The 19694-nt window shown below is 69.9% G+C and carries 1 protein-coding gene; it reads left to right on the top strand.

Features of this window, described 5'->3' with window-relative positions:
- Window positions 1–19694, top strand: a 19694-nt coding sequence (locus F3087_RS43365) for a non-ribosomal peptide synthetase (RefSeq protein ID WP_150408030.1), incomplete at both ends; no start/stop codon positions are given.

Below are 19694 nucleotides of genomic sequence, written 5' to 3'. Positions count from 1 at the left end.
TCGGCATGTTCGTCAACACCCTGGTGTTGCGTGCGCAGGTCGACACCGACGCGTCGTTCACCGACCTGCTCGCCCAGGTCCGCGAGCGTGACCTGCAAGCCTTCGCGCATGCCGACGTGCCGTTCGAGCGGCTGGTCGAGGTGCTCAACCCGGCCCGTTCGCAGGCGCGGCATCCGCTGTTCCAGGTGATGCTGTCGTTCCAGAACCTCGGCCGCGCCTCGCTCGAACTGCCCGGCCTGCTGGTGTCCGAGCTGGGCATCGATCAGCCGACCGCGAAGTTCGATCTGCAGCTCACGCTGAGCGAGGTGCAGGGCGCCGAGGCGGCGATGGACGCCGAACTGCTCTACGCCACCGACCTTTTCGACGGTCCGTTCGCGAACGCGTTCGCCGAGCGCTTCCTGCGCGTGCTGGCCGGCGTCGCCGCCGAGCCGACCGCGGCGGTGGGCGATATCGAACTGCTGGACGCGGCCGAGCGCGAGCTGGTCGTGCAGCGGTGGAACGACACCGAATTCCCGGTGGACGCGGCCCTGACCTCGCCGGTCGGCGATGCCGCGGCGACGCTGGTCTCGCTGTTCGAGGCCCAGGTCGCGCGGACGCCCGAGGCACACGCGGTGACGTTCGAGGGGACAAGTCTGTCTTACGCCGAGTTCGCCGGGCGAGTGCATCGCTTGGCGCGCTGGCTGAAGCAGAACGGCGTCGGCCCGGAATCGTATGTCGCGCTTGGCATGCGGCGCTCGATCGACCTCGTGGTCGGCATGTACGCGGTGAACGCCGCCGGTGGCGCCTACGTGCCGCTGGATCCGGACCACCCGGCCGAGCGCACCGACTACATCCTCGACACCGCGCGCCCGGTCTGCGTGCTGACCTCCGGTACCGACCTGGAATCCACCGGCTCCCGGCAGGTGCGCATCGATCAGCTGGACCTGTCGGAGTTCTCCGACGCGCCGCTGACCGACGCGGATCGGCACAAGCCGCTGCGTCCGGCCAACACCGCGTACGTGATCTTCACCTCCGGTTCGACCGGTCGCCCGAAGGGTGTCGCGGTCTCGCACGCGGCCATCGTCAACCGCCTGGTCTGGATGCACGCGGAATACGGCCTCGCCGCCTACGACGTGGTGTTGCAGAAGACGCCGGCCACCTTCGACGTGTCGGTGTGGGAGTTCTTCTGGCCCTTGCAGGTCGGCGCGCGCCTGGTGATCGCGAAGCCGGACGGCCACCGCGATCCCGCCTACCTGGCCCGGCTGATCATCGAAGAGCGGGTCAGCACGGCGCATTTCGTGCCGTCCATGCTGTCGGTGTTCGTCGCCGAGGAGCGGGCGGGCGAATGCGTCAGCCTGCGTAATGTTTTCGCCTCCGGTGAGGCGCTGCCCGCGGTCACCGCGCAGCGGCTGCGCACGCTGACCGGGGCGCGGCTGCACAACCTGTACGGCCCGACCGAGGCCGCCGTCGACGTCACCTTCCATGAGGTGACCGAGGCCGACACCAGCTCGGTGCCGATCGGCGCCCCGGTGTTCAACACCCAGGTGTACGTGCTGGATTCGCGGCTGCGGCCGGTTCCGGTCGGCGTGCCTGGTGAGCTGTATCTGGCCGGCGCGCAGCTGGCGCACGGCTATGTTGCCCGCCCGGACCTGACCACCGAGCGGTTCGTCGCGAACCCGTTCGGCGACGCCCAGCGCATGTACCGCACCGGCGACCTGGTCTCCTGGACCGAGGACGGCGAGCTGGAGTACCTGGGCCGCACCGACTTCCAGGTGAAGCTGCGTGGTCTGCGGATCGAGCTCGGCGAGATCGAATCCGCGCTCACCGCACTGGAATCCGTCGCGCAGGCGGTCGTGCTGGTGCGCACCGACGAGCGGACCGGCGATCAACTCGTCGCCTACGTGGTCGGCGACCCGGACCGGGCGTTGGACGTCGAGTCGGTCAAGACCGCGCTCGGCGCGCAACTGCCCGCGTACATGGTGCCCTCGGCCTATGTGGAGCTCGACGCGTTCCCGCTGAACCCGTCCGGCAAGCTCGATCGGCGGGCGCTGCCCGAACCGACGTTCGCGGCCAAGACCTTCCGCGCTCCGGCTACTCCGGTGCAGGAGATCGTCGCCGATACCTTCGCCGCGGTGCTCGGCGCCGAGCGGGTCGGCCTGGACGACGACTTCTTCGAACTCGGCGGCAACTCCCTGGTCGCCACCCAGGTGGCCGCGCGACTCGGCGAGGCCCTCGACACCCAGGTCCCGGTGCGCGCGCTGTTCGAGGCGTCGAGCGTCGCCGCGCTGGCCGCCCGCGTGGAATCGGCTGCGGGACAAGGCGGCCGGGCGCCGCTGGTGCCGCAGGAGCGCTCCGGGCTGGTGCCGCTGTCGCTGGCCCAGCAGCGGATGTGGTTCCTCAACCGGTTCGACAACCGCACCGCGGTCAACAACATCCCGGTCGCCATCCGGCTCACCGGCGAACTCGACGTCGCGGCGCTCAACGCCGCGATCGGCGATGTGCTGGCCCGCCACGAGGCGCTGCGCACCGTCTACCCCGAGGTGGAAGGCACCGGCTACCAGCGCGTCCTGTCTGTCTCCGAGGTGTCGTCCGAGGTCGTCGCCGAGGCGGTGACCGCGGCCGAACTGCCCGCGCGCATCGTCGCGCTGGCGAGCTACCACTTCGACGTCACCAGCGAGATCGCTTTCCGCGCAAGCCTGCTCAGCCTGGACGCGCGGAACCACGTCGCGGTGCTGGTCATGCATCACATCAGTGCCGACGGCTTCTCGCTGCGGCCGCTGCTGCGCGATGTGGTCGTCGCCTATAGCGAGCGCACCCGCGGCGAGACGCCCGCCTGGGCGCCGCTGGAGGTGCAGTACGCGGACTACGCGCTGTGGCAGCGCGACGTGCTCGGCGTCGAGCACGATCCGGAATCGGTTGCGGCCCAGCAGATCGCGTACTGGGTCGAGCAGTTGCGCGATCTGCCCGATCAGCTCGAGCTGCCCGCCGACCGGCCGCGCCCGGAGATCGCCTCCAATGCCGGTGGCACGCACAACTTCTCGGTCGACGCCGAGGTGCACGCCGCACTGGCCGAGCTGGCTCGCCGGCGCGGGGTCACGCTGTTCATGGTGGTGCACGCGGCGCTGGCCGCGTGGGCGGGCAGGCTGTCCAACAGCTCCGACATCGCCATCGGTACCCCGATCGCCGGGCGTGGCGAGCGGGCCCTGGACGACCTGGTCGGCATGTTCGTCAACACGCTGGTGCTGCGCAGCGAGGTCGATCCCGCCGCGAGCTTCAGCGAACTGCTCGAGCAGGTGCGCCGGACCGACCTGGCCGCGTTCGGCAACGCCGATGTGCCGTTCGAGCGGCTGGTGGACGTCATCAGCCCGGCGCGCTCGCAGGCGCACCACCCGCTGTTCCAGGTCGCACTGACCTTCGAGGCGGCCTCGGCGGCCGACATGGGCACGGTGGAGTTGCCCGGCCTCGACCTCGACGTGGTCGAATTCGACGCGGGCACAGCGAAGTTCGATGTGCAGCTGACCGTCGGCGAGACCGCGGACGGTGCGCTGGCGCTGTCCTGGAACTACGCGACCGAGCTGTTCGATCCGGAGACGGTGGCCGCGTTCGCCGACCGGCTGGTGCGCGTGCTGCATACCATCGCCGAGGATCCGCAGATCGCGGTCGGCGACATCGACCTGCTCGGCGAGTCCGAGCGTCTCGATGTCTCGCAGCGCTGGGTGTCCTCCGGAATGGACGGCGGCGCAGGCGTTTTCGGCGAGACCGATGCGACGCTCGGCACCGTGTTCGACGCGGCCGTCGCCGCGCACCCGAACCGCGTCGCCGCGCGTTTCGGCGTCGAGCAGCTGACCTACGGTGAGCTGGATCGGCGCGCGAATATCCTGGCGCGCAGGCTGATCGCGGACGGCGCCGGACCGGAGTCGCTGGTCGCGGTGATCCTGCCGCGCTCGCTCGACCTGGTCGTCGCGCTGGTCGCGGTGGTCAAGACCGGTGCTGGTTATGTGCCGGTCGACCCGACCTACCCGGCGGACCGGATCGCCTTCGTGCTCGCGGATTCCCAGCCGACCAGCGTGATCCTGGACTCGACGGTCCAGGTGACGGTGCCGGCGGAACTGCCGAGCGTGGTGCTGGACGGCTTCGCCGTGGAGACCGGCAATATCGAGGACGCCGACGACGCGCCGATCACCGACGCGGATCGCAACGCGGCCCTCTCGCCCGACCACGTCGCTTACGTCATCTACACCTCCGGTTCGACCGGCCGCCCGAAGGGCGTCGCGGTCGCGCACCGGAATGTGGTGCGGCTGTTCGCCAATACCGATCGCGACTTCAACTTCGGTCCCGACGACGTGTGGACGCTGTTCCACTCCTACGCCTTCGACTTCTCGGTGTGGGAGCTGTGGGGCCCCTTGCTGTTCGGCGGCACCCTGGTCGTGGTCGACTACTACACCTCGCGTTCGCCCGAGCAGTTCCTGGAACTGCTGCGCGCGGAACGGGTCACGGTGCTCAACCAGACCCCGTCCGCGTTCTACCAACTGGCCGAAGCCGATCGCAACGCCGCACCCGGCGCCGCCCCGCTCGCGCTGCGCTACGTGGTGTTCGGCGGCGAGGCCCTCGAACTGCGCCGTCTCTCGGATTGGGTTGCCCGCCACGGTGATTCAGCTCCGCTGCTGGTCAACATGTACGGCATCACCGAGACCACGGTGCACGTGTCCTACCGCGCGCTGGACGCCGCGACCATCGCCGCCGCCTCCGGCAGCGTGGTCGGCCGGGCCATCGCCGGTCTGCGCGTGTTCGTGCTCGACAACCGGCTGCGGCCGGTCCCGGTCGGAGTGGCCGGCGAAATGTATGTCGCCGGACCGCAATTGGCCCGCGGCTACCTCGGTCGCCCCGACCTGTCCGCGACCCGGTTCGTCGCCAATCCGCTGGCCGGGTCGGACTCGGTGGGTTCGCGGCTCTACCGCTCCGGTGACCTCGCGCGCTGGAACCGCTTCGGCGAACTCGAATACCTCGGCCGTGCCGACGATCAGGTGAAGGTCCGCGGTTTCCGCATCGAACTCGGCGAGATCGAGTCCGCGATCCTGGCCCAGCCGGGCATCGCCCAGGCGGCGGTCATCGTGCGCGAGGACCAGCCGGGCGATCAGCGGATCGTGGCCTACGTGGTCGCCGAGCCCGAGATCGTCCCCGTGCTGGATCGGGTCCGCGACGGTGCCGCCGAGCGGCTGCCGTCCTACATGGTGCCCTCGGCGCTGGTGCGGCTCGAGTGGATTCCGTTGACCGTCAACGGCAAGCTCGATCGCCGGGCGCTGCCCGCCCCCGCGGTGCAGTCGCGGGCCTTCCGCGCGCCGGTCACCCCGGTGCAGGAGACGGTGGCCGCGGTGTTCGCCGAGGTGCTCGACCTGCCCAGGGTCGGCGTCGACGACGACTTCTTCGATCTCGGCGGTAACTCGCTGATCGCGACGCGGGTGGTGTCCCGCATCGGTGCCGCGCTCGGTACCACGGTCGCGGTGCGCGCGCTGTTCGAGGCGCCCACCGTCGCCGCGCTGGCCGCGCGGGTGGAATCGCATGCCGACGGGGCCGCGCGGGCCAGGTTGGTCGCCCGGCCGCGCAAGGCCGACGAACTGGTGCCGCTGTCGTTCGCGCAGCAGCGCATGTGGTTCCTGAACAAGTACGACACTTCCTCGGCGGCCTACAACCTGCCGATCGCGATCCGGCTGAACGGCTCGCTCGACGTGGCCGCGCTGCGGCTCGCGGTGGCCGACGTGGTGCGCAGGCACGAGTCGCTGCGTACCCGCTACCCGGAGCACGGCGGTACCCCGGTCCAGGTGATCGTGCCCGCGGAGAACATCGCGCTCGACCTGCACCCGGTGCAGGTGGATCCGGCCGAGCTGACCGCCGTGGTGACCGACTTCGTCACCACCGGATTCGATGTGGCCGAACAGGTTCCGCTGCGCACCCGGCTCTACAGCGCGGGTCCGAACGAGCACGTGCTCGTCGTCGTGGTGCACCACATCGCGGCGGATGGCTTCTCGATGGGCCCGCTGACCCGCGACGTGATGCTCGCCTACTCGGCGCGCACCCAGGACAGCGCGCCCGGCTGGGCGCCGCTGGCGGTGCAGTACGCCGACTTCGCGGTCTGGCAGCGCGAGGTCCTCGGTACCGAGGACGATCCGGACTCGCTGATGGCGCGCCAGGTGGCGCACTGGCAGCGGGCCCTCGACGGTGTCCCGGACGAGCTGACCCTGCCCGCGGACCGGCCGCGCCCGGCGATCGCCTCGTTCCGCGGTGCGACGCTGCATCGCGAGCTGCCCGGTGATCTGGTCGCCGCGCTGGAAGACATTGCGCGCCAACGCGGTGCGTCGCTGTTCATGGTGATGCACGGCGCGCTGACCGTGCTGCTGTCGCGGCTGTCCGGCGCGGACGACATCGCGGTCGGCACGCCGATCGCGGGGCGCGGCGAGCAGGCCCTCGACGATCTGGTCGGCATGTTCGTCAACACCCTGGTGCTGCGCACCGGGATCGACGCCGCCGAATCGTTCACCGAGCTGGTGGATCGGGTGCGGCGCACCGACCTGGACGCGTACGGCAATGCCGACGTGCCGTTCGAGCGACTGGTGGAGCTGCTCGCACCGGAACGCTCGCAGGCGCGCAACCCGCTGTTCCAGGTGATGCTGGCGTTCCAGAACCTGGATCGCACCAGCCTCGAACTGCCCGGGCTCTCGGTGTCCGCGCTCGACCTCGAAGAGAACATCGCGCGCTTCGACCTGCAGTTCACGCTGTCCGAGCTGGGTGAACCCGGCACGGCCGGAATGGCTTTGGCACTGACCTACGCCACCGAACTGTTCGACGAGTCGACCGCGGCCGAGATCGCCCAGCGCTGGCAGCGGGTCCTGGAGGCCATTGCCGCGAACCCGGCCATCGCGGTCGGCCAGATCGACGTGCTCGATGCCGCGGAGCTGGCCGACCTGACCGCGCGCACCGGTCCCGAGGCCACTCCGGCGCGGACGCTGCCGGACCTGATCGCCGAGGCCGCCGCTATCGACCCGGCGGCGCCCGCGGTGGTCTTCCAGGGGCGCAGTCTGTCCTACGCCGAACTCGACGAACGCTCGAACCGCCTGGCCCGCTTGCTGATCGAGCGTGGTCTGGGCACCGAGGACCTGGTCGCGGTCGCCGTGCCGCGTTCGGGTGACTCTTATCTGGCCGAATGGTCGGTGGCCAAATCCGGCGCCGCCTTCGTGCCGATCGACCCGACCTACCCGGCCGACCGGATCGCGCACATGGTCACCGACTCGGGCTCCCCGGTCGGCCTGACCGTGACGTCCGTGCGCGGCGACCTGCCGGACTCGGTGGAATGGCTGGTCCTCGACGAGCTGGATCTGTCCGGCGTCGACGCCGCCGCGATCACTGATGCCGAGCGGGTACGGCCGGTGCGGCCGGAACACCCGGCCTACGTCATCTACACCTCCGGCTCCACCGGCGTCCCCAAGGGCGTCGTGGTCACCCACGCCGGCCTGGCGAACTTCCGGGACGAGCAGAACGCCCGCTACGACGTCGACTCGTCCACGCGCGCACTGCATTTCGCCTCGCCCAGCTTCGACGCGTCGATCCTCGAGTTCCTGCTCGCGATCGGCCGCGGCGGCACCCTGGTGGTCTGCCCGCCCGGCGTGTACGGCGGCGAGGAACTGGCCGAGCTGATCCGCGCCGAGCGGGTCACGCACGCGTTCATCACGCCGTCCGTGCTCGCCTCGCTGGACCCGGCCGCGCTGGCCGGCATGCGGGTGATCGTGGCCGGCGGCGAGGCGGTCCCGGCCGACCTGGTGACCAAGTGGGGTGGCGCGCCGGACGGTTCCGGGCGACGCTTCCACAACGGTTACGGCCCGACCGAGACCACCATCATGACCAACATCAGCGACGCGCTGACGCCGGGCGATCTGGTCACCATCGGTGGCCCGACCCGCGGCATGCAGTCGCTGATCCTGGACGCCCAGCTCCGGCCCGTTCCGGTGGGTGTCGCAGGTGAGCTCTATATTTCGGGCATCCAGCTGGCCCGCGGCTACCACGCGCGCGCCGGGCTGTCCGCTGACCGGTTCGTGGCGAATCCGTATGTCGCCGGGGCTCGGATGTACCGCACGGGTGACGTGGTCCGCTGGACGCGCACCGGTGAGGTCGAGTACGTCGGCCGGTCCGATTTCCAGGTCAAGGTGCGCGGTTTCCGTATCGAGCTGGGCGAGATCGACGCGGCGCTGGCCGCGCACGAGAACGTCGACTTCGCGGTCACCGTGGGCCACAAGAGTTCCGCCGGCGCTACCTCGCTGGTGGCGTATGTGGTTGCGGTGCACGGCCGTTCGATCGATGTCGCGGCGCTGACCGCGCACGTCGAGGATCGGCTGCCCGCCTACATGGTGCCGTCGGCGATCATGGTGATCGACCGGGTGCCGCTCACCCCGGTGGGCAAGCTGGACCGGAAGGCGTTGCCGGAGCCGGTGTTCGCGACCGAGGTCGTGTTCCGGGCGCCGCGTACGCCGGTCGAGCAGACCATTGCCGAGGTGTTCGCCGAGGTGCTCGGCGTGGAGCGGGTCGGCGTCGACGATTCGTTCTTCGCGCTCGGCGGCGACAGCATTGTCTCCATTCAGCTGGTGTCGCGGGCCAAGGCGCGTGGCGTGGTGTTCACGCCGCGGCACGTCTTCGAGCAGCGCACCGTGGCCGGGCTGGCCGCGGTCGCCGAAACCGCCGACGCCGCAGCGGCTTCGGCCGTGGTGCTCGCCGAGCTGCCGGGTGGTGGCGTCGGCACGATGCCGCTGACCCCGGTCGTGCGGTTCATGGCGGAGCGGCGCGGTTCGTTCGGGCGGTTCAACCAGACTCTCGCGTTGGAGTTGCCGGTCGGTATCGACCGCGCGGGCATCGTCGCGACGGTCGGCGCGGTCATCGACCGGCACGACATGATGCGGGCGAGCCTGCGGCAGGTCGACGGTGAGTGGGTTCTCGAAACCGCCGCTGCCGGAACGGTCGACGTGGACGCGTTGGTCGATCACACCACCTTCGACGCCGGTATCGATGAGGCCGAGCTGATCGAGATCGCCTCCGCCGCACTGGATTCCTCGCTGGATCGCCTGGATCCCGCTGCGGGCGTTGTGGTTCGGTTCGTCTGGCTGGAGCCGTCGAGCAGCGAACGCGCCGGGCGACTGATCGTCGTCGGTCACCACCTGGTGGTCGACGGTGTCTCCTGGCGCATCCTGGTGCCGGACTTCGTCGCGGCCTGGGGCCAGCGCACCGCGGGGCAACAGCCCGAGCTGGTCGCGCCGGCCACCTCGATGCGCGCTTGGGCGCACGCTCTCGAACGTGAGGCGCGTAGTGCCGAACGGGTCGCGGAACTCGAGCACTGGCGTTCGGTGGTCGACGCGGCCGATCCGCTGCTCACCGAGCGGCCGATGGACCCGGCGGTCGATACCTCCGGAGTCATCGAGAAGCTGCAGGTCGAGGTGTCCGCCGAGGTCACGAAGGCGCTGCTGACCAAGGTGCCGGCGCTGTTCCACGGCGGCGTGAACGACGGCCTGCTCACCGCGCTGGCGCTGGCGACCGCGAAGTGGCGGGCGCGCCGGGCGGGTGCCCGCGGCGATTCGCTGCTCATCCGACTGGAGGGCCACGGCCGCGAAGAGGACATCGTGCCCGGCGCGGACCTGTCCCGCACCGTCGGCTGGTTCACCGCGATCTTCCCGGTCCGCTTCGACCTGTCCGGCATCGACATCGATGCCGCGCTGGCCGGCGGGCCCGCGCTCGGCCAGGCGGTCAAGGCGATCAAGGAGCAGCTGCTCGCGGTGCCGGACAAGGGCGTCGGCTACGGCCTGCTGCGCTACCTGAACCCGGAGACCGCCGCCGAGCTGCCGGTCGAGCTGCCCGGCCAGGTGAGCTTCAACTACCTCGGCCGAGTGTCCGAGGGCGACGTGCCCGAGTCGCTGCGCGGCTTCGGCTGGATCCCGGCCGCCGAATTGGGCGCGCTGGGCGGGGCTTACGACGCGGACATGCCCGCGATGGCGCCGCTGGACATCAACGCGATCGTCACCGGCGACAAGCTGACCGCGAACATCGGCTACCCGTCGACGCTGCTCGACGCCGCCGCCGTCCGCGAGTTCGGCGAGCTGTGGACGACCGCGCTGGAAGCGGTTGCCCGGCACGCCAATTCGACCGGCGCGGGCGGGCACACCCCGTCCGACTTCGGGCTGGTGCGCAGCACGCAGGGCGATATCGACGGGTGGGAGCGGCGCTTCCCGAACCTGGCCGACATCTGGCCGCTGTCCGCGCTGCAAGCAGGTCTGCTGTTCCATGCCAGGCTCGCCGCCACCTCGGTGGACGTGTACACCGCGCAGGCGGTGCTCACCCTCACCGGCCGGGTGGACGCGGCCCGGTTGCGTTCGGCCGCACAGGCTTTGGTCGATCGCTACGAGAACCTGCGCACCGCGTTCGTCACCGATCGCGACGGCAGCCCGGTGCAGGTGGTCCTGGACAGCGTCCGGGTCGCCTGGTCCGAGCACGACCGGATCGAGCAGGGCAACGGCGACGATCTGATCGCCGCCGACCGGACCAAGCGCTTCGATTTGGCCGAGCCGCCGCTGATCCGGTTCACGCTGATTCAGGTGGCGCGCGATCGCTGGCAGTTCGTGGTGGCCAACCACCACATCCTGCTCGACGGCTGGTCCATGCCGCTGCTCATGCAGGACCTGCTGGTGCTCTACGCGGCGCACGCGGACACCAGCGTGCTGCCCGCCGTGCGGTCCTACCGGCACTTCCTGGAATGGACTGCGCAGCAGGATCATTCGGCCTCGGTCGCGGCGTGGGCGAACGCGCTGCGCGGGGTCACCGAGCCGACGCTGCTGGCCCGGCCGGATGCCGGACGCGAGATCACCTCGCTGTCCGGGGAGTACTTCTTCGAGCTCGACGAAAAGGCCACCGCGCGGCTCACCGCGCTGGCCGGTTCGCTCGGCGTCACGCCGAACACCGTGCTGCAGACCGCGTGGGGCATCCTGATCGGCCGGATGACCGGCCGCGACGACGTGCTGTTCGGCACCACGGTGTCCGGGCGTCCGGCGGATCTGTCCGGCGTGGAGTCGATGGTCGGCCTGTTCATCAACACCGTGCCGGTGCGGGTGCGCTTCGACCCGGCGGAGTCCGCGCAGCAGCTGCTCGCCCGGACCCAGGGTGAGCAGGCGGATCTGCTCGATCACCACTACGTCGGTCTCGCGGATATCCAGTCCGCCGCGGGCATCGGCGGGCTGTTCGACACGCTCGTGGTGTTCGAGTCCTACCCGGTGGATGCCGAGGGACTGCAAGCGCAGGCCTCCGATATCGACGGTATGGCGGTCGTCGGCCTCGACGCGGCCGATGCCACGCACTACCCGTTGACGCTGATCGCCCAGCTGGATTCGAAGCTCCGGGTCCGCGCGGGTTACCTGCGCGACCTGTTCGACGAGCAGACCGTGCGGCGCATCGCCGACCGCCTGATCCGGGTGCTGACCGCGATCACCGCCGAACCGACCGTGCCGGTGGGCGATATCGAGCTGCTCGATACCACCGAGCGCGAGCTCGTGGTCGCCGGCTGGAACGACACTGCGCACGAGGTGGATTCGGCCGCGACGCTGGTCTCGATGTTCTACGAGCAGGCCGCGCGCACGCCCGACGCGACCGCGCTGAGCTTCGAGGGGACACATCTGTCCTACGACGAGTTCGCCGGTCGGGTGAATCAGCTGGCACGGTGGCTGATCGCCCGCGGTGTCGGCGCGGAATCGTATGTGGCGCTTGGTATGCGGCGCTCGATCGATCTGGTCGTCGGTATGTACGCGGTCGCCGTCGCCGGTGGTGCGTATGTGCCGCTGGATCCGGATCATCCGGCCGAGCGCACGGAATACATTCTGGCCACCGCTGATCCGGTGTGTGTGCTGACTTCGGGCAGTGACCTGGACATCGATACCGCGCAGGTGCGGATCGACCTGCTCGATCTGAGCGGGTTGTCCGAGGACGCGATCACCGACGCGGATCGCCGGTCGCCGTTGCGTCCGTCGAACACCGCGTACGTGATCTTCACCTCCGGTTCGACCGGTCGTCCCAAGGGTGTCGGTGTCGCGCACGCGGCGATCGTGAACCGCCTGGTGTGGATGCAGTCCGCCTACCAGCTGAACGCCGCGGACGCGGTGTTGCAGAAGACCCCGGCCACGTTCGACGTGTCGGTGTGGGAGTTCTTCTGGCCCTTGCAGATCGGTGCGCGACTGGTGGTCGCGAAGCCGGACGGGCATCGGGATCCGGCGTACCTGGCCGAGGTCATCAGTGGTGAGCGGATCACCGTCACCCACTTCGTGCCGTCGATGCTCGCCGTGTTCGTCGCCGATGGCGCTGCGGCGCAGTGTGATTCGCTGCGGCTGGTGTTCGCCTCCGGTGAGGCGCTGCCGCCCAAGCCCGCGCATCGCCTGCGCGAGCTGACCGGTGCGGCGCTGCACAACCTCTACGGTCCGACCGAAGCCGCGGTCGACGTCACCTTCCACGAGGTCATCGATTCCGACACCGACACGGTGCCGATCGGTGCGCCGGTGTTCAACACCCAGGTGTACGTACTGGATTCGCGGCTGCGGCCGGTTCCGGTGGGTGTCGCGGGTGAGCTGTATCTGGCGGGCACGCAGCTGGCTCGCGGGTACGTCGCGCGTGCGGATCTGACGAGCGATCGGTTCGTGGCCAACCCGTACGGCGCGACCGGTGAGCGGATGTACCGCACCGGTGACCTCGTCCAATGGGTGACCGCATCGCGAAGCGATTCGATGGGGGGTGGCGGCCGGGCGACGGGTGGGCCCGCGACGGGTGAGCTGGAGTACTTGGGCCGCACCGACTTCCAGGTGAAGCTGCGCGGTCTGCGGATCGAGCTCGGCGAGATCGAGACCGCGCTCACCGCGCTGGACGAGGTCGCCCAGGCGGTCGTGGTGGTTCGTGGCGATCAGCACACCGGCGATCAGCTCGTCGCGTATGTCGTTCCCGCGCCGAATGTCCGGGTGGACACCGAGCTGCTGCGCGAGGACTTGGCCGAGCGGCTGCCGGCGTACATGGTGCCGTCGGTGGTGCTGGTGCTCGACGAGTTCCCGCTCAACGCCTCCGGCAAGCTCGATCGCAAGGCGCTGCCCGCGCCGGTGTTCGAGGCCGCGGTGTTCCGCGCGCCGACCACGCCGGTGGAGGAGATCGTCGCGGCGACCTTCGCCGAGGTGCTCGGCCTGGAGCGGGTCGGCCTGGACGACGACTTCTTCGCGCTCGGCGGTAACTCGCTGACCGCCACCCAGGTGGCCGCGCGGCTGTCCGCCGCGCTGGACGCCGATCTCGGTGTCCGCGAACTGTTCGAGGCGTCCTCGGTGGTCGCGCTCGCGGCCCGGGCGGAGACCCACACCGGCGCCGGTGCGCGGGCGGCCCTCGCGCCGCAGCAGCGACCCGACCGGGTGCCGCTGTCGCTGGCGCAGCAGCGGATGTGGTTCCTCAACCGGTTCGATCCGGACTCGGCCGTGGACAACATCCCGGCCGCGGTGCGGCTGTCCGGTCTGCTGGACCGGCAGGCCTTGCAGATCGCGGTCGCCGACGTGCTGGCCAGGCACGAGTCGCTGCGCACCTTCTATCCGGAGGTGGACGGCGCGGCGCATCAGGTGACCGTGCCCACCGCCAAGGTGATCCCGGACCTCGCACCGTTCGACGTGACCGAGGCCGAACTGCCGCAACGGCTTTCGGAGCTGGTGCTGACCGCGTTCGACGTCACCACCGAGGTTCCGTTCCGGGCCAGGCTGTTCGAGGTCAGCCCGACCGAGCACATCCTCGCCCTGGTGGTGCACCACATCTCGGCCGACGGTTTCTCCATGGGCCCGCTGACCCGGGACGTGATGACCGCCTACGGCGCTCGCGTCGAGGGTGGCGAACCCGCTTGGCGGCCACTGGAAGTCCAGTACGCCGACTTCGCGCTGTGGCAGCGCGCGGTCCTCGGTGACGAGGACGATCCGGAATCGGTGATCGCCCAGCAGATCGCGTACTGGTCGAACTCGCTGGCCGGGCTGCCCGATCAGCTCGACCTGCCCACCGACCGGCCGCGGCCCGCGGTCGCCTCCGGTCGCGGCGCGACGCACAGCTTCGAGATCGACGCCGAAACCCACGCCAAGCTCACCGAATTGGCCCGCACCCGGGGTGCGACGCTGTTCATGGTCACGCACACCGCGCTGGCCGTGCTGCTCGCCCGCCTGTCCGGCGAGGACGACATCGCGATCGGTACCCCGGTCGCGGGTCGTGGCGAGCGCGCGCTCGACGACCTGATCGGCATGTTCGTCAACACCCTGGTGCTGCGGACCCCGATCGAGCGCGGGGCCACGTTCACCGATCTGCTGCGCACGGTGCGCGCCACCGATATCGCCGCGTTCGGACACGCGGATCTGCCGTTCGAGCGGCTGGTGGAGATCCTGAACCCGGCCCGCTCGCAGGCCCGGCACCCGCTGTTCCAGGTGCTGCTGTCGTTCCAGAACCTGGGCCAGAACAGCCTCGAACTGCCGGGGCTGACGGTCAGCGGTGTCGAATTGCCGATCGACACGGCGAAGTTCGATTTGCAGCTGACGCTGTCGGAGAAGAACGCCACCCAGGCGACTAATGGCGCACATGCGGCTCCGGCTGGGATCAGTGCCGAATTCATCTATGCCACGGATCTTTTCGATCCGGAGACGATGGCGGAGCTCGGGCAGCGGTTCAACCGCCTGCTGGGAGCGCTTGCGGCGGAACCGGATCGGCCGATCGGCGATATCGCGCTGCTGGACGAGCGGGAGACCGAGCAGGCGCTGCGCGGCTGGAACGACACCGCGCGGGATCTCGGTGCGCCGAGCACGCTGGTCGCCGAGTTCGCCGCTCAGGCTGCGGCTACCCCGGACGCGGTCGCCGTTGTAGACCCGGCCACCGGAAACTCGTTGAGCTACGCCGAGTTCGGTGCGCGCGTGCATCAGTTGGCGCACAAGCTGATCGAGGCCGGGGTCGGCCCCGAGAGTTTGGTCGCGCTCGGATTGCGGCGATCGGTCGACCTGGTGGTCGCCGCGTACGCGGTGCACGAGGCTGGCGGCGGCTATGTGCCGCTCGACCTCGACCAGCCTGCCGATCGAGTGAACTACGTACTGGATTCGGCTGATCCGGTGTGCGTGCTGACCACGTCCCGTGATGCGTTCGAGGCGGACGGCCGGACTGTGCTGTCGATCGATGAGCTGGACCTGTCCGGCTACTCGGCCGAGCCGGTCACCGACGCCGACCGTATCGCGCCGCTGAAGCCGCAACACCCGGCGTACGTGATCTTCACGTCCGGCTCGACCGGTCGACCCAAGGGCGTCGCGGTGCCGCACGCCGCCGTGGTCAACCAGATCCGTTGGATCACCGGCGAATACGGCATCGGCGCCGACGACATCGTGCTGTTCAAGACGCCGGCCACGTTCGACGTGTCGGTATGGGAGCTGTTCGGCCCGATGACCACCGGCGGCCGCATCGTGGTCGCCAGCGCGGACGGGCATCGCGATCCGCAGTACCTCGCGGACGTGATCGCCGCCGAACGCGTCACCATGACCTCGTTCGTGCCGTCGATGCTCACCGTGTTCGCCGGCAACGTCGACGTCACCGGTGGCAGCGACGCCCTGGCCTCGCTGCGGACGCTGTTCGTGGCCGGTGAGGCGTTCACCGCCGACGCGGTCGAGGCGATCCGCCGGGTCAGCTCGGCGGAGCTGTACAACCTGTACGGCCCGACGGAATTCACCGTGCACGCCACGCACGGCCCGGTGGCCGACGACGTCACCGGCGCGGTGCCGATCGGCCTGCCGGTGTGGAACGCCCAGGCCTACGTGCTGGATGCCCGGTTGAAGCCGGTGCCGTCCGGCGTCGCGGGCGAGCTGTACCTGGCCGGCGCGCAGCTGGCGCGCGGCTACTTCGGCCGCACCGATCTGACCGCGGATCGCTTCGTGGCCAACCCGTTCGGCGCCGAGGGCGCCCGGATGTACCGCACCGGTGACCTGGTCACCCGCGACGACACCGGCGCCATCGTCTACATCGGCCGCACCGACTTCCAGGTGAAGCTGCGCGGCCTGCGGATCGAGCTCGGCGAGATCGAAACCGCGCTCACAGCCCACGATTCGGTGGCTCAGTCGGTCGCCATGGTGCGCTCGGACGCGCACACCGGCGATCAGCTGGTCGGCTACGTGGTGCCGGTCGGCGGCGCGACGGTGGACGTGGACGAGCTCCGCACTCACCTGTCCGGCCGCCTGCCGTCCTACATGGTGCCCGCCGCGCTCGTGGTGCTCGACGCCATGCCGCTCAACCCGAACGGCAAGCTGGATCGGCGCGCGCTGCCCGAACCCGCTTTCGAGGCAAGGGAATTCCGCGCACCGTCCACCCCGATCGAAGAGATCGTGGCGAACACCTTCGCCGAGGTGCTCGGACTGGCAGGCACCGACGGCGAACGCGCTGTCGGCGTCGACGACGACTTCTTCGAACTGGGCGGCAACTCGCTCATCGCCACTCAGGTGGTCGCCCGGCTCGGCGCCGCCCTCGACACCCGCGTCCCGGTGCGGATGCTGTTCGAGGCGCCGACCGTCGCCGCGCTGGCCGCCCGGATGGAAGCCCACCAGGGCACCGGGCGTCGCCGCGAACTCGTCGCGGGACAGCGCCCGGCCCGGATTCCGCTGTCGCTCTCGCAGCAGCGGATGTGGTTCCTCAACCGGTTCGACACCGACTCGGCGGTCAACAACATCCCCCTGGCCGTCCGGCTGACCGGTTCGCTCGACACCGACGCGCTGCGCCAAGCGGTCGCCGACGTGGTCGACCGGCACGAGGTGCTGCGCACCGTCTACCCGGAAACCGCCGACGGTCAAGGCGTTCAGGTCGTGCTGCCCGCCGGGCAGGAACCCATCGACCTGACCCCGATCGAGGTGTCCGAGACCGAAATCCAGGACCGGGTCAGCGAATTGGTGCTGACCGGCTTCGACGTCACCGCCGAGGTGCCGGTGCGCGCCCAGCTGTTCCGGGTGGCCGGCTCGATGGACGGCTCGCAGCCCGACACGCACGTGCTGGTCTTCGTGGTGCACCACATCTCCGGCGACGGCTGGTCGGTCCGGCCGCTGGCCCGCGACGTGATGATCGCCTACGCGGCCCGCTCACGCGGCGACGCCCCGGCCTGGCCGCCACTGCCGGTGCAGTACGCCGACTACGCGCTGTGGCAGCGCGAAACCCTTGGCTCCGAAGACGATCCGGCCTCGCTGATCGCGCAGCAGGTCGCCTACTGGTCCGGCAGCCTGGCCGGGCTGCCCGACCAGCTGGACCTGCCGTCGGACCGCTCGCGGCCCGCCGTCGCGTCCAATCGCGGTGGGGTGTACGAGTTCTCGCTCGACGCGCAGCTGCTGCGCGAGCTGAACGCGCTGGCCAGGGAACACGGCGCGAGCCTGTTCATGGTCGTGCACGCCGCGTTCGCCGCGCTGCTCGCCCGGCTCTCCGGCAGCGACGACATCGCCATCGGCACCGCGGTCGCGGGTCGCGGCGAGGCCGTGCTCGACGACGCCATCGGCATGTTCGTCAACACGCTCGTGCTGCGCACCGAGGTCGATCCCGCGGCGCCGTTCGCGGACCTGGTCGCCCGCACCAAGGACCGCGACCTGGCCGCCTTCGGGCACGCGGACCTGCCGTTCGAGCGGCTGGTCGAGATCCTGAACCCGGCCCGCTCGCAGGCCAGGCACCCGCTGTTCCAGGTCATGCTGTCGTTCCAGAACACCGGGGAAGCCTCGTTCGAGCTGCCCGGGCTCGAGGTCGCCGGTGTGCCCCTGGACGTGGTGACGGCCAAGTTCGATCTGCACCTGAGCCTGTCCGACCGGTTCGACGCCGAACGCTCCGCCGACGGCATGACCGCGGAATTCGCCTACGCGACGGACATGTTCGACGCGGGCACGATCGCCGGGGTCGCGGAACGGCTCGTCCGGCTGCTGAGCGCCGTCGTCGCGGATCCGTCCGTGGCGGTCGGCGATGTCGAGCTGCTGGATTCGGCCGAGCACGCACAGGTGGTCGCGCGCTGGAACGACACCGCGCACGCGGTGGATGAGTCGGCGACGTTGGTGTCGATGTTCGAGGCGCAGGTTGTTCGGACGCCTAATGCGATTGCGTTGACGTTCGAGGGGACGAGTCTGTCCTATGCCGAGTTCTCGGCGCGGGTGAATCGTCTTGCGCGTCATCTGATCTCGCTGGGTGTGGGCCCGGATTCGATGGTCGCTCTCGGTATGCGCCGGTCGATCGATCTGGTTGTCGGCATGTACGCGGTGAGCGTTGCCGGTGGTACTTATGTGCCGTTGGATCCGGATCATCCGGCCGAGCGCACTCATTACGTGCTCGATACCGCGCGACCGGTGTGTGTGTTGACCACCGCGCGCGACGAGTTCGATGCGGGCAAGACGCCTGCTGTCGAGATCGATCGCCTTGCGCTGTCGGACTACTCGGATGTGCCGGTGGCCGATGCGGATCGTCGTGCGCCGCTGCGTCCGTCGAACACCGCGTACGTCATCTTCACCTCCGGTTCCACCGGCCGGCCGAAGGGTGTCGCGGTCAGCCACGGCGCGATCGTCAACCGCCTGGTGTGGATGCAGGCCGAGTACGCACTGCAAGGCAACGATGTGGTGTTGCAGAAGACGCCCGCGACCTTCGATGTGTCGGTTTGGGAGTTCTTCTGGCCCTTGCAGATCGGCGCCCGCCTGGTCGTCGCGAAGCCGGACGGCCACCGCGATCCCGGCTACCTGGTCCAGGTGATCACCGAGCAAGAGGTCACCACCGCGCACTTCGTGCCGTCCATGCTCTCGGTGTTCGTCGCCGAGCAGCGCGCGGACGAATGCACCAGCCTGGTCAACGTTTTCGCCTCCGGTGAGGCGCTGCCCGCGGCCACCGCGCAGCGGATGCAGGAACTGACCGGTGCGCGCCTGCACAACCTGTACGGCCCGACCGAGGCCGCCGTCGACGTCACCTTCCACGAGGTGGACGAGTCCGACGCGGTGTCCGTGCCGATCGGTGCTCCGGTGTTCAACACCCAGGTGTACGTGCTGGATTCGCGCCTGCACCCGGTGCCGGTGGGCGTCGCGGGTGAGCTGTACCTCGCGGGTGTGCAGTTGGCCCGCGGCTATGTCGCGCGTCCGGAGCTGACCTCGGATCGGTTCGTGGCCAACCCGTTCGGGGCTGACGGCGAGCGCATGTACCGCACCGGTGACCTCGTCACCTGGACCCCGCGTGGTGAGCTGGAGTACCTGGGCCGCACCGACTTCCAGGTGAAGCTGCGTGGCCTGCGGATCGAGCTCGGCGAGATCGAATCCGCGCTCACCACACTGGATTCCATCGCGCAGGCCGTGGTGGTGGTCCGCTCGGACGACCGCCTCGGCGATCAGCTCGTCGGCTATGTCGTGCCCTCCGCGGGTCAGCCGGTCGACCTCGACGGCGTGCGCGCCGAACTCGGCGGCGAACTGCCCGCGTACATGGTGCCGTCGGCGTTCGTGGTGCTCGAAGCGTTCCCGCTCAATGCCTCCGGCAAGCTCGACCGCAAGGCGCTGCCCGCGCCGGTGTTCGAGGCCAAGGTGTTCCGGGCGCCGTCCACCCCGATCGAGGAGATCGTCGCGGGCACCTTCGGCGACGTGCTCGGCGTCGCCCGGGTCGGCCTGGACGACGACTTCTTC

The organism is Nocardia colli, assembly GCF_008704205.1.
Lineage (GTDB): Bacteria > Actinomycetota > Actinomycetes > Mycobacteriales > Mycobacteriaceae > Nocardia > Nocardia colli.
This window is presented reverse-complemented; position numbering and strand designations above follow the sequence as displayed.